This is a genomic window from Ideonella sp. (assembly GCF_041914305.1).
Taxonomy (GTDB): domain Bacteria; phylum Pseudomonadota; class Gammaproteobacteria; order Burkholderiales; family Burkholderiaceae_C; genus Ideonella.
This window is the reverse complement of the sequence record NZ_JAYSDQ010000003.1, coordinates 36,301-49,717: the sequence shown is the minus strand read 5'-3', so window position 1 is coordinate 49,717 and position 13,417 is coordinate 36,301. Positions and strand designations below refer to the sequence as shown.

General features: G+C 70.4%; 9 protein-coding genes. 4 read left to right on the top strand and 5 right to left on the bottom strand.

The window, feature by feature from the left end; translation table 11 throughout:
• Positions 1-34 precede the first annotated feature (34 nt).
• The 3 genes from ACE3SG_RS04995 to ACE3SG_RS04985 all read right to left on the bottom strand — a co-directional run bounded on the left by ACE3SG_RS04995 (position 35) and on the right by ACE3SG_RS04985 (position 2,952).
• Positions 35-505, bottom strand: coding sequence for a GNAT family N-acetyltransferase (locus ACE3SG_RS04995; RefSeq protein ID WP_374562893.1), 471 nt, complete (start codon positions 503-505; stop codon positions 35-37).
• Between the two features lie 67 nt (positions 506-572).
• Entirely contained in the window at positions 573-1,760 is a 1,188-nt protein-coding gene (locus ACE3SG_RS04990; RefSeq protein WP_374562892.1) for a hypothetical protein, read from the bottom strand.
• A gap of 109 nt (positions 1,761-1,869) precedes the next feature.
• Entirely contained in the window at positions 1,870-2,952 is a 1,083-nt protein-coding gene (locus ACE3SG_RS04985; RefSeq protein ID WP_374562891.1) for a S41 family peptidase, read from the bottom strand.
• Positions 2,953-3,221: 269 nt separating this feature from the next.
• On the opposite strand from ACE3SG_RS04985, the gene ACE3SG_RS04980 reads away from it, so the two are divergent.
• Entirely contained in the window at positions 3,222-8,297 is a 5,076-nt protein-coding gene (locus ACE3SG_RS04980) for a hypothetical protein (RefSeq protein ID WP_374562890.1), read from the top strand.
• A 170-nt stretch (positions 8,298-8,467) separates the two neighbouring features.
• Positions 8,468-8,800, top strand: a complete 333-nt coding sequence (locus ACE3SG_RS04975) for a hypothetical protein (protein WP_374562889.1) — start codon at positions 8,468-8,470, stop codon at positions 8,798-8,800.
• Between the two features lie 15 nt (positions 8,801-8,815).
• Here ACE3SG_RS04975 and ACE3SG_RS04970 read toward each other — a convergent pair whose 3' ends face one another.
• Both ACE3SG_RS04970 and ACE3SG_RS04965 read right to left on the bottom strand, forming a co-directional pair.
• Entirely contained in the window at positions 8,816-9,847 is a 1,032-nt protein-coding gene (locus ACE3SG_RS04970; protein ID WP_374562888.1) for a hypothetical protein, read from the bottom strand.
• The gene (locus ACE3SG_RS04965; protein ID WP_374562887.1) at positions 9,841-11,109 is read right to left on the bottom strand and encodes an MFS transporter; all 1,269 of its coding nucleotides are present in this window, start codon (positions 11,107-11,109) and stop codon (positions 9,841-9,843) included. Before ACE3SG_RS04965 ends, ACE3SG_RS04970 begins: the two co-directional genes overlap by 7 nt.
• Before the next feature lie 162 nt (positions 11,110-11,271).
• Between ACE3SG_RS04965 and ACE3SG_RS04960 the strand changes: the two genes are divergently transcribed.
• Together ACE3SG_RS04960 and ACE3SG_RS04955 are read left to right on the top strand one after the other, a co-directional pair.
• Entirely contained in the window at positions 11,272-12,255 is a 984-nt protein-coding gene (locus tag ACE3SG_RS04960; protein ID WP_374562886.1) for an alkaline phosphatase family protein, read from the top strand.
• Entirely contained in the window at positions 12,252-13,292 is a 1,041-nt protein-coding gene (locus ACE3SG_RS04955; protein WP_374562885.1) for an SdiA-regulated domain-containing protein, read from the top strand. Before ACE3SG_RS04960 ends, ACE3SG_RS04955 begins: the two co-directional genes overlap by 4 nt.
• Positions 13,293-13,417: the final 125 nt, after the last annotated feature.

The following is a 13,417-nucleotide window of genomic DNA, read 5'->3' as shown; positions in this document are numbered from 1 at the left end:
GCGCGCTGCTGTCGTCAGGTGCCGGGCTTCGTCGTCATGGGGCCACGGCCGTCGGCACCAGGCGCTTCTGCATGAACACGCTGAGCGGATCGTCGGTGTAGGTGCCGAACGGGCCGCGGCGCGCGTAGCCGCAGCGCTCGTACAGGCCCAATGCCTCGGGCTGGTAGGGCCCTGTTTCGAGTTTGAGCAGAGTGCAGCCGCGCTCGGCGGCCTCGGACTCCAACAAGGCGATGAGGCGCTTGCCGGCGCCCTGGCCGCGGCATCGCGGGCTCACGTACATGCGCTTGAGTTCGCCGAACTCCGAGCCCAGAACAATGGCGCCACAGCCCAGCGCAACACGCGCGCCGTCGCGCGCGACGGCAAACAAGACGTTGGGCTGCTTCAACGAGGCCAAGTCCAGCGCGTGCCTGCTCTCTGGCGGGTAAAGCGTGTCTTGGTAGGCGTCCAGCTCGGCAATGAGCGCGACGACCTCGGGCTGATCGGGGGACTCCAGAGCGACGTTCATGGTGACGCAGGGCGGTTGACGGTTGAACGTCAGTGTAGGCGTCGCGTTGCCCACCGCCCGGTGGCAACTACTGATGCGTCTGCGCGCCCTTGAGAATGGCCTGGATCATCGGCTCTGAGTAGACCTCGCCGCTGGCTTCGCTGGCGGCCATCATCGCGCGCCACAGCGGCACCGGCGCCATCGCGTAGCCGTGGAAGCGTTTGAACCCGCAGGCGTAGAGGCCGCGGTAGACGGTCAGGTCGCCTTGCAGTCGATCGCACTCATCGAGCAGGGCCTGCGCGTACTGGTCGCTCGCTTCTTCGGTGAAGATGCCGGTGTTGCGCAAGGCCTCCAGCATGACGGCCTCGGCGCCGCCTTCGTGGATCCAGGCGTCGTTGTCGCCGATGCCGCCGCGCGTCAGGTTGACCTGCCACAGGTGCGCCACCTCATGCGCCACCAGGCGCGCGAAATAGCTGCGCTTCTTCGGGTGGTCGTCGGCCAGGCCGGCACCCTGCAACCGGTAGGCGAGGCCGCCACCGGCCACGCCGCCCTTGATGCTGATGGTGCCGGGCGCACCGTCGAGGCCGACAAAGGCCACCGCCACCAAGGGCGCGTCGATCAGCTTGCGCTGGAAGGCCTGTTCATAGAACTGGGACACCTTCGCGGTGGTCTGCTCAAGCACTTCGCGCAACCAGGCCGGCGTCTTCGGGTCGATGATGACGTTCACGTTGCCCATGCGAGCCGGCTGGACCGGCCCGAAGTAGGCATAACCCGTGAGTTCGGTGCCGGGCTTGCTGGGCGGGATCACCGTTTCGCCCGGCAAGCCGTTCACGTGCAGCGCGGCGTCCATGGTGCGCTCGCGCCCACCCTGGGTCGGCGTGCCGTACAGAAAGCCGACGTAGAAATCCCAACCGCCGTCCGAGAAGCGGTCGATCGGGGCGTATTGCCCCTCGGTGATGTCGTCGTAGGCGCTGATTTCCACGCTCAGCCGCGTCAGCGGTGCGGCGCTGCGCATGCCTTCGTTGCCGTCGTGGGCGACGAGCTCGACCCCCGGCGTCAGCGGGCGCCAGGCCTGCTGGCGGTAGGGGCCGACCCGGGCGCCCCATTCAACGGCCGTGACCGGCTCGGCAAACACATAGTCGGCGCGCCATTTGTCGGCTGCGACATGGGTCAGCGTCAGCTCGGTGTGCAAGGGCGCCGGTGCAGCGGCCTGGGCGGTGCCGGCAAGCGCTGCGAGCAAGGTGCCCGCGAGCCAGGATATCGACGGCAGTTTCATGGTGGTGGGTTGCTTTGCAGAAGGGGCCCTGGGTCAGGGCCCGTGGAGATCACACGCGCGCGCCCGGCCAGGCGGCGGGCGCGCGGTGGGGCGGCGCCAGGCCGCGGTGTTACTTCACCGCGACCTTGCCTGCGAGTTCGTCGAGCCGCCGCTGCAGCGAGGCCTTGCGGCGCGGGTTCTGCTCGCGCTCGAGCATGCCCTGCAGCAGGCGGGTCTGCGCCACCTCCAGCGCGTGGGCCCGGTCCACCACCACGTCGGGCTGCACGCCGCGGCCTTCCCAGTTGGTGTGGGTGATGGGGCTGATGGCGCGGCCGGACGGCACGAACATCTCGAAATGCGCAGTCAGCGGCTGCATGTCGCCCGGGTTGGCGCCGCCGCCGGTCACTTCACCGACCAGCGTTGCGCGCTGGAGGTTCTTCAGGTCGTAGGCGAACTCTTCGCCGCCCGAGAAGGTGTCGCCCGAGGTCAGCACATAGACCGGCTTGGTCTGGCCGAAGCGCTTGCCCGGCACCCAGTCGTGCGTCCAGTACTGCTCGGTGCGGCCGCCTTCGCGCCACTGCAGGTCGTTCACATGCGTGCGCTCGTCGAACAGGTAGCTCAGCGCGAAGGCCACCGTCGACGGCTCGCCGCCGTGGTTCTGGCGCAGGTCGATGATCAGCGCATCGGTGTTCGCGACCAGGCTCATCGCGGCGGCGATGGTGTCGCCGGCATCGGCCAGCGCGGCAAAGCCCTGCAGTTCGACATAGCCGATGTTGAACGGCAGCCGCTCGACGCGCTCGACGCCGAAGTTGTGCTGCCGCTCCATCTCGCGCATCGCGGCCTTCTCTTCGGCGCTGGGCCCTGCGTCGCTGCTGGGCGTCAAGGGCTCGGCGCTGTAGCCGACGCGGATGTGCTTGTCGCCGGTGAGCTTGACGAGTTCATCGGTCAGCGCGGCGGCGAGCGCGTCGCCGTCGGCCGCCTGGTCGAACGCCTTGGCCGCGAGCTTGTGCTTCAAGCCGGCCTCGACCTTCTTCGCCACCTCGGGGAAGACGTAGTGGCGGTTCATCTGCCCGATCACCGCCTCGACCACCTGGGACGGCGGGGTGCCGTCGGCCGGCGCCTGTATTGAAGCCTGAGCGGCCTGTGCCGATGCGGCCCCCGCCAGGCCGAGTGCAGCGAGGGTGATGGCGCGATGAATGAACGTGGGTCTCATGGTTCGAATGCGGCAGAGCTTGTGGCGAAGGCCCGGACTGTCGTGGCAGGCCAATGGCCCCGCGAGCCCTCTGCGACGAACTGCACCGCCGGCCCACCCAGCCGCCGCTTGGTGCGACAGGGCGAGCGCGATCACGGCGCTGCGCACGGCCGCTCACGTTCGTCGCTTCGCACGATGCGACGGCGCTTCGTGTCCCTGGCTTTTGCATGGCGCCGCCGTGTCGCCCAATGGGCCGCGCGGATCACCCCGTGTGTCAGATCGAAGGCGCCATGGACCCGTTGCGGATCGGATCTTCCAACCAATCGACCTCGGTTCATGCGTTGACGGGCGGTGCCGGCCTGGTTGCGTCGACCACGCCGCAAGCGCCGCAGACGGGGCCCGGCAGCGGTGTCTTGCCCGGCCCGGCCCGGGGCCCCGCCAACACGGCACGGCCGCGCACCGCGGTGTTGCCCCAACCACCGGGCTGGCAGCCGACCGCCGTGGTGGCCGCCACCACGGCCCTGGCGCCAGCCACAGTGGCCGCGGTGCAGACCGCGCAGGCGGCCCAGGTGCGGCTGCCCGAGCTGGTGGACCAGCATGCGCAGGACAGCGCCATCGCGAAGGCCGCGCACGACACCACCACGACGCTGCAAAGCCAATGGGGCCGCATCGACCAGGCCGCCGCGCAGGCGTTGCAGGGCCGGCACACCGCAGTGGCCGACGCGCGCACCGAGCTGCAGGCGGCGCAAGGCGCCCATGGTGATGCGACCGACGAGCACACCCGCCTCGGCGGCCTGCTGCACCAGGCGCAGCAAGACCGGGCGGCGCGGTCGCTCGAGCTGAGACAGGCCGAGCAGGCCGCGGCCGGGCGCCCGCAAGCCCCGGCCGGGTCGACGCCGAGCCCGGCGGCCTCGACATCGTCGCCCACCGCGTCCGGGCCCGACCCGCAGGCGCTGCGGCAGGCGCTCACGCAGCTCGACACGACGATCGGCCAACACCAGCGCGACCTGCGCTTGGCCGCCGGCCGGTTGGCGAGTGCGTTGCAGCGGCTCGACGGCGCGACGGCCGCGCTCACCACCGCCGAGCAGGCCGTGGCGCGCCTGCAGGCCACGCGCACACAGGCGCAAACCGCGTTCGACACCCACCTGCCGGCGGTGCAGGCGCACGAGCGCGCCACGGCCGCCGTGCTGCCCGCGGCCGATGCCGCGCGGCGCCAGCACGCGACGCTGGCCGACCTGTCGCTCAGCGTGGCCCACCGCACCCGTGTCGCGCAGGATGCCGCCCAGCAGGAACAGGCCGTGGGCCAGTTGCAGGCCCAGCGCGACACCGCGGCAGCGCGGCTGGGCGCCGGCGGTGACCTGCGCCTCGACCGCGACCAGGCGTTGGCCAGTGTTAGCCACCACCAGGCCGAGCTCGGCCGCGCCAACACCGAGGGCACCCGCCTCACGGGCGAGATCCAGCAGCAGCGCGAGCAGATTGGCGCTTTGAAGGCCCGCGCCGGGCTGATGCGGGCCCTGGGCCGCGGCCGTGACCACCCGGTGCGGCAAGACCGCCGAGAGGCCGTGCTCGAACTGCGCGCGACGCGGCAGGCGATGGCCGGCAACGAGCGGCAGCTGGCGCAGACCCGGCAAGACGCGGCGCACGCGCGGCGCTCGCTCGACGGCGCGCGGCACGAGCTGGCCCAGGCCGACGCCGCGATCACGCGCCACCAGCAGACGCTGGCCGGGCTCGACGCCGGCCTGGCCGCGCAGCAGCAGCGGCAACAGGCCCTGCGCCACGAACTGACGCAGTTGCAGGCCTGGCCGCGCACCGACGGCGCCGCGCGCGACGGGCAGCAGGCCCTGGCCCAGGGCGCGGTGGACCAGGCCGGGCAGGCGCGCCAGGCCGCGGTCGACACCGCGGCGCCGGCGCAGGCCGCGGCGCAGCACATCGAGACCGCGCTGACGGCGCTGCTGGCCGAGGTCGAGCCACCACCCGCGGCACCGGCCGCCGCCGACGCGCAGCGCACGCTGCTGCAGCGTGCGGCCGATGGCGTGCGGGGCGCCCACCAGGGCTACGTCAACCGCACCGGGCCGGCCAAGGTGGAGATCACGCTCGCCGGCGTGACCCATTCCAGCGCCAACACCGGCCCGACCACCTTCAACGGTGGCCACGCCCCGGGCCGCGGCGTCACCGATGCGGCGCTGGGCAAGCGCGCGCAGAAGGCGATCGACGGCAAGACCGCCACCGCCGGTTCGGCCGCGGCGGCGCAGCTGGCCGGCCAGCCCGGCATGCGCCTGTTCGGCGGCGCGCAGGGGCCGGCCGCCACCCCCGAGGCGATGCGCTCGGCGGTGGCCTTCACACGCGAGGTCGGCCAGCTGTTCCAGGCGCCCGCGGCCGAAGCGGCCACGCTGGTCGGCCTGGCCCCGACCGTGCTCGCCAACCGGCTGCTGGAGCACCCCAACCCCGACCCGGTGGGCCGCCCCGACGGTCACCCGTTGCGCCACGAAGAGGCGCTGCTGGTCGCGTCGGCGCTGAGCGCCGTCACCTCCGACCCGGCGCTGGCGGCCAACGTCTACAACCAGCTCTGGAACGACCGGCCCCCACTGCCCGGCGTGGTGGGGCGTGACCAGGCCGTGCCGTCGCCATTGGCCAGCGTGGCCACCGAGCCGCGCGGCAACGCCGTCAGCCTGGACCCGCAGACCGTGGCGTTGGCGCACGCCGCCCGCCGCGTGCTGGCCGGCTCGCCGGCCGGCATGCAGGCGTTGATGAACCTGCAAGGGCTGGCGCTGCCGCCGGCGGGCGACCCGGCGCGTGGCCAGGCCGAGCGTGTGGTCGAGCACTACAAGCTCGCGCTGCGCGCCGAGACCACCTTGCTCGGCAAGCTCAACGTGGGCGGCGCCCAGACCACGCCCGATGTGCTGGCCGCGATCGACCACGCCGCGCCGGCGCGGCAACTGCTGGATGCCGGCATCCTCGGCACCGGCAGGGCGCGGCGCGAAGACCCGGCCACGCTGGCCAGCCAGGCCTTGAAGTACGCGGCGGCCAACATGTCGCGCGCCGATGGGGCGGCCGAAGCGCACCCCGAGTTCAAGGCGGCCTACGTGGCGCTGCGCAATGGCTTCACCGAAAGCGGCCAGGGCTCGGACTTCAACGCGATGACGCGGCGCCTGCACAAGTTCGTCAAGTACATCGACCTGGCGGCCGCGGAACAGCCCAGCATGGCCACCGCCCTCGGCCGCTTCGGGCGGCTGGCGCAGCGGGTGGCCGGCAAGGAGATGTCGCCGCTGACCACGCTGCTGCAGGCCGGCCCCTTGGGCTCGGACCTGGGCCAGGTGCCGGCCGAATACAAGAAGCAGCTCGGCCAGGCCGTGACCGACAGTGCCGCGCTGCTGGCCAACCACCTGCGCCACGGCATGGCCGGCGCGCCGGCAGCCGACCGCGAGCGGGGGCTGGTGCGGCTGGCGGCGCTGCAGCTGTGGAACGAGCAGCTCGCCGCCACGGCCGACCCTTATGTCAAGGTCAGCCTGGCGCCGGCGGACGTGGCCCAGCGCGCCGGGCAACTGGCCGGCACCATGCCCGGGCCGGCAGCGCTGAACCCGGACGTGGTTCGCCGCGAGTGCGCCACCCACCTGGGCGCGCCGCTAACGCCGAAATTGCTAGACACGTTCCTGGGCAAGCATGCGGCCGGGCCGGTGCCGGCGGCCGACCCGGCGCTGGGCCAGCTGCGCGAGTCGTTCGCGATGCTGCAGGGCAAGGGCAGTTTCGTCAGCGGCCTGGCCGACCTGCAGCGCGAGTTCGACCGCGGCGACCCGGCGCAGCGCCGCGACGTGTTGCGCCGGCTGTTGATCTCGGTGGTCGCCGGGGGCGACGTGGCCGACTACAGCGATGGCCGCAAGAACGCGATCAGCGGGCGTGTTGGTTTCTCGCCCGCCGGCGTCAGCGTCAACCACCACACCGTGGGCATCACGCCGGTGGTCGAAGGCTCTTACGACCGCACCAAGGCCACGGTGCTGCGCGCGGGGGTCGCGTCGAACACCGGCGTGCTCTACCTGGGCAAAGAGACGCGCCACGCCGCCTCGCTGGGTGTCGGCGTGCGCGCCGGCCTGACCGAGGGCCTGGGCGACTACAGCATCGGCGCGATCGCGCGGCTTGGCGGCACGCACGCGTCGTCCACCGGGCTGATGATCCGCACCAACAAGCAAGGCAGCGAGCACCAGCGCCTGCCCCCCGACGACGAAGCGCGGATGCAGTCGGCCAACTGGAAGCGCATGACCGAGATGGTGGTCAACACCGTCTTCGACCTGGCCGGCAGCGGCGCGCAGAAGCCCGCCAATGCCCACGACATGTGGCAAGGCGTGGTCGGCGCGCTGGGCGACTACCACGACATCTCGTTCGGCTACAACCGCGGCAGCGCCACGTCGGCCAACTGGTCGCTGCAGGCCGACGGCATTGCCGGCATCAAGCTCGGGCCGGACGACAAGAAAACGCTGCTGAGCACGCAGATCGGCGCCGGCGTGAAGCACACCTTCTTCAACCGCGGCAAGGCCCGCGACAGCGCCGGTGCGTTGCAGGCTTTTCAGGGCACCAGCGCCAGCCGGGTGACCGGCAGCGCCAGCGCCGACGCCGGTGTCACCCACCCCGTCATCAAGACCCGGGACGGCGGCTCGGTGATGCTGCTGTCGCGCAGCAAGATCGGGGTCGAATCGGAGATGATCTTCGGCGCCTCGAACGGGCTGGTGCGGCTGACCACCGAAGACGGCCGCATCAACCCCGCGGTGTCGTTCAAGCACCGCGAGGTGTCGGTCGAGGGCGACTTCTTCAAGCTCGTCAACGCGCAGCGCGACCAGTGGCGGCCCCGCCTGGGCGAGCGCGGCGCCGATGGCCGGCTGCACAACGGCGATGCGGCGCTGGACACGTTCATGCAGCAGCTGGCCAACCTGCCGCCGGGCAAGAACCGCACCTTCATCGAGCGCAAGAACCTGCGCACCGAGGCGGCCGAGACGATCAACGCCTTCGTCGCGCGGCTGGACGTGCTGCAGCAGGGCATGCACGAGCACGCGGCGCGCGGCGCGCAGCCGCCGCCGTCGATGGGGCAGGAGATCCAGGCGCTGAAGGAGCGCATCGCCAGCGAGGTGAACGACGAGGCGAACTGGCAGCCGTTTCGCCTGTTCGTCAACGAGACCAACCAGATGTCGGCCGACAGCAGCCTGGCCGGCGAGGCCCGCTACGCCCCGGCGCCGCGCAGCGACCCGCTGTCGCAGCCGGACAGTGCCAGCGAAGCCATCCGTTATGGCGGCGGCAAGTTCGTGATCGGTGGCGTGGTGCGTGTGGCCCACGGCGGGCGCGACCTGCTGACACTGGACGCGCAGCCGGAGCACGCTTGACGCCAGCGGCGGTGGCGGTGGTGGTGATGGGGGCGGCGGCCCCCGCAAGCCTTGGAACGGGCGGATTCGCAACAGTCCGCGCGCTGCTTCTTGCCAACCGGCACCCTGGGCGGGAGACTGCATGCGCAGTGCAAGCACCGATGTAAGACACTCATTCGGAGCGACCGCCCATGAGCCTTCTTCGCCACCCGATCCAGGGCCACGCCACCCTGCCAAGGCCCGACAGGCTGCACGTCGAGCCACCCGAGATCGCCGACCGGCTGAACACGCTGGAGCAACTGGTCGAGTCTTTCGGGCCCACGCCGGAAATCATCACCGCGCTGACCGATGGCCTGGCCGAATTGCAGGCCGAGCAAGATCACCTGACCCACGACGACACCCACCGCATGCAATCGCTGTGGGGCGTGGTCGCCCGGCATGCCGATGACGTGCGGTTCACCCCGTTGAAGAAGCGGTCACGCTGGTTCGGCGCACGCGCCGACAAGCCCGGCCCGAACGGCTGAACGTTCGCAAGGCGACTACGGGCCCGCCCGCACAAAGGTGGGCGAGCGCGCGTCTTCGAGCCACAGCACCTGCTGGGGCTGCGCCGCGGCCAGGTCGACCGTGTAGAGGTTGAACTTGGGCGTGTCGAACAGCGGCGTGGTCGCCACCTCGTAGACGAGGGTGTGGTCGTCCAGCCATTCGATCTGGTCGTCGACCGAGTTCGGCACCTGCAGCACCCGCTCTTTCTGCGTCGCCAGATCGAGGACGGCGGGCGCCCACGCGGTGGCGCTCACGCGGCGCTTGAAGGCGATGCGCTGGCCATCGGGCGACAGCGACGGGCACTCGACGTTCGGACGCAGCACCTTGATCGCGCGGTTGGCGACGCTGCCCTCACCCAGGTAAGGCGTGCCCTTGAAGTACACGGTGACGAAGAAGTGGTCCGACTGGCGAGGGTCGAAGGTGACACCCCACAGGTTCAGGTCGAGCGCCGTCACCGGTTGGCCCTTCCAGCTGATCGCCCATTTCTGGATGTCTTGTGCCGTGGCGCCATCGGCGCGCTGGCTGATGAGGGTCTCGGTCGAGAACTGCGTTCCGCCGACGCCGAGGTAACTGTGGCCCGACGTGAAGGTGGTGGTCGCCAGGTAGCGGCCGTCGGCCGAGATCCGCGCGCGGCTGGGCATGTTGCTGACCGGGCGTTCGAAGGACGCGAGCGGTGTCATCGCCGGCGAATAGAGGTAGGTTGTGTTCGGCGTGAACCGGCCCGGCGAGCCCGGCTTCGACTGGGTCAGGCAGACCAGCTCGCCCGTGTTGGCCACGTGCACGCGGCTGCACCCCAGGTTGACAGGTGTGCGAGAGACGGGGCGCAGCGATGCGTCCAGCGCCAGCCGCTCGACCGGGTTGTAGCGGCTGGGGTCGCTGGGGCGCACGACATAGGCCACCGTGGGCCCGGCCGCACGGGCGGCGCCGCTGGCCGCGGGGGCTTGCGCGGCGGCGGGCGCGCAAGCCGCGAGGGTGACGGCGAGAGTGGCGGCGAAGGTGAGGGTCAGGCGAGGGCGCATCTTCAGCATGGTTTCATCTCGGGAGCATCGGCTTGCCGCAGGCGCAACGCCGCCGCGGCGACCGACAGCACCAGGCCGGCAGCGAACACCAGCGTGGCGGTGGTGACGCTCCAGTGCGTCCACAACGCACCGAACAGCAGCGACGACAGAAACTTGGCACCGCCGATGGCCGTGGCCAGCAGCGCCAGGCCACGCGTGCGCAACTCGGGCGCCAACGCCGCGGCCACGGCGGCGACGATGACGCCATCGGTGGCGGCGTAGTAGACGCCGATCGACAGCACCATCGCCATCGCGACCGGTGTCGAGGTGACGCCGCCGCAGGCCCAAACGAGGTAGGTGGCGGCCAGGCAGGCGTTGCCGGCGAGGTAGACCTTGAGGGCGCCGACGCGGTCCGCCAATCGGCCCAGGGGCGCGGCCGCGAGCAGAAAGCCCAGCGCCGACACCACCGACAGCAGCGGAAAGTATTCGGGCGACAGGTTCACGCCGCGCTGGATCGACGCGTAGAACAAGCCGTCGCTGATCGCGAACAACGAGGTCGCACCGACCAGCAGCAGCGCCTGGGCGAACCACGGCGTGCGCAGCAGCGACCACATGCCCGGCCCCGGCGCCGAAGCCACGGCCGGCTGGTGCTTGCGTGCTGCGGTGGCGCGCCAGAACACCAGCATGCCGGGCAGCGACACCGCCGCCGCGGCCAGGAACACGACCTCGAAGCGCATCGGCAGCCACCACAGGATCGCGGCGGCCAGCAAGGGCCCGAGCAGCGCGCCGGCCGCGTCGAGCCGGCGGTGCACGCCGAAGGCCAGGCCCAGGTGTTCGCGCGGCACGCTCTCGGCGATCAGCGCGTCGCGCGGCGCGGTGCGAATGCCCTTGCCCAGCCGGTCGGCCACCAGCGCCGCCATCGCGCCGAGAAAGCCCGTCATCAGGGCCGGGATCGTGCACGAGGCCAGCAGCAGCCGCGACAACGCCGACAGCCCGTAGCCCGAGAGTGCGACGCGGCGCGCGCCGAAGCGGCCGTCCGACAACATCGCGGCGGCGATGCGGGCGAGTGCGGCGCCACCTTGGTAGATGCCGTCGAGAAAACCGACCATCAGCGGCGACAGCTGCAGCACGCCGAACAGGTACATCGGCAACACGCTAACGACCATTTCGGCTGACACGTCGGCCAGCAGGCTGGACACGCCGATGCCGTAGACGATGGCCGGCAGCGCGAACGGCCGGTCGGTGGCGCGCTCGGCGGTCTTCGCTCGCGCAGGCAACTGGAACTGGTACATGGGTCGGCGGGCCGAGCCTTGGGGGCGCCCAGTATGGCCGCCAACAATGCCGGCCGGACCATGGTGGATCTACCACTGCGAGCCACCATTCTTACCAATGGTGCCGCGCAGACGCCGTGGCTAACCTCGTCGCTCGCAACTTTCAACCAGAGGAGACGCACGATGAAGTTTCATTTGCACACGACTGCGTTGGCGTTGAGCATCGCTGCGCTGGCCAGTCCGTCGACCGCGCTGGCGCAAAGCGACGTGCCCGACGGCATCCAGCAGGCGGTGACCGCCTCGAAGATCAAGGTGGTCTTCGTCATCGCGTTCGAGAACCACGACGCGAAGCAGATCTACGGCAACAAGTCGGACGCGCCGTACATCAACAACACACTGATGCAGGACTACGCCTACGCGACCAACTTCCGCGACGAGTTGCCGAACGAAGAAAGCGAAGCGCACTACCTGTGGATGGAGGCCGGCACCAACAAGTTCTCCGACCACTCGTTCACCGGCGATGGCGACGCGACCAGCAAGAACAGCACCAAGAGCACCGCGCACCTGGTGACGCAGATCAAGAACGCCACCAACGGCGTGACGTGGATGTCCTATCAAGAGGGCATCACCGACAAGACCGGCAAGTGCCCGATCACCTCGTCGAAGTTCTACGCCGCCAAGCACAACCCTTTCGTGTTCTTCCGCGATGTGTCGGGCAGCCCACCGTCGAAGACCAACAGCTACTGCATCAGCCACCACAAGGACTACAGCCAGTTCGCGGCCGACCTGGCGAACAACCGCGTCGCGACCTACAACTTCATCACGCCCAACCTGTGCAACGACATGCACGGCGAAAGCGGCTGCCCGAGCAACAACGAGATCCGCATGGGCGACGACTGGCTGAAGAACAACCTGCCGGCGATGATCAGCTACGCCAACGCGCACGACGGCGTGATCCTGCTGAGCTGGGACGAAGGCGATGGCACCAACCTGCTGCCGTTCATCGCGGTCGGCCCGGGTGTCAAGAAGGGTTATGCGAGCACGGTGAAGTGGACCCACAGCTCGCAGCTGAAGTCGATCGAGCGGATCCTGGAGCTGCCGATCCTGTCGACGGTGAGCGGCGCGACCGACCTGGCCGACCTGTTCGAGGCGGGCCAGTTCCCATGATGCGACCCCACCCGACGTGGTGGGCCGCCGTGCCCATCGCCGTGTGCTGCGTGGCGGCCTTGGCGGGGGTGGGCTACGTCAAGTGGCCGACGGCCACGGCGGTGAGCAACGCCGACAAGGCCGACGCGTTTGGCGAGAACCTCAGCGGCCTGTTCTACCAGCCGGCCGCCAACGCGCAGGCCCCCGTGCTGTGGGCGGTGCAGAACTCACCGGCCAGGCTCTACAACCTGACCGCGAAAGGCAAGCTCTTCGTCAAGCGCACCGACAACGGCTGGGGCTCGGGCAAGACGCTGCGCTACCCGAACGGCAGCGGCGCGCCCGACGCCGAAGGGGTGACGATGGCCGAACTCGGCACCTCGGCGGTCTACGTCTCGACCGAGCGCGACGGCGACGGCAAGAACCGGTTCAGCGTGTTGCGCTACGACGTGGGCGCCAGCGGCAGCACCCTGAAGGCGACGCACGAATGGAACCTCACCGCCGACCTGCCCCGGGTCAACGACAGCAACCTCGGCCTGGAGGGGATCGCCTGGGTGCCCGACAGCCACCTGGTCGCCAAGGGCTTCATCGACGAGAACACCCATTTGCCCTACGACCCGGCCGACTACAACGGGCATGGCACGGGGCTGTTCTTCGTCGGCCTCGAAGACAACGGCCGGGTCTATGCCTACGCGTTGAACCACGGCGCTTCGAGCTACGTGCGCATTGCCAGTTTCGCCAGCGGCCAAGACCAGGTCATGGACCTCTCGTTCGACCGCGACAACGGCATCCTCTGGGCCTACTGCGACGACGGCTGCGACAACCGCTCGACCCTGCTGGCCATCGACACCCAGGCCGGTTCACCGACCCAGGGCCGGTTCGTCGTCCGCCAAGGCTACAACCGCCCCGGCTCGATGCCCAACACCAACAACGAAGGCATCGCCATCGCGCCCGAGTCGGAGTGCGCCGACGGCCTGAAGGGCTTCTTCTGGGCCGACGACTCGAAAAAGGGTGGCCACGCCCTGCGCCGCGGCACCGTGCCGTGCGGGCCATTGTTCTGAGCTGAAGGCCGAAGGCGGCCGGCCGATCGGCCAGCCGCGCCGCGCCGCAAAACCCCTAGAACAGGCGTGATCCAGGGCGGAGTCTGCTCCTACCATTGGCCTCCAATCACGTAACGATCCAGAGG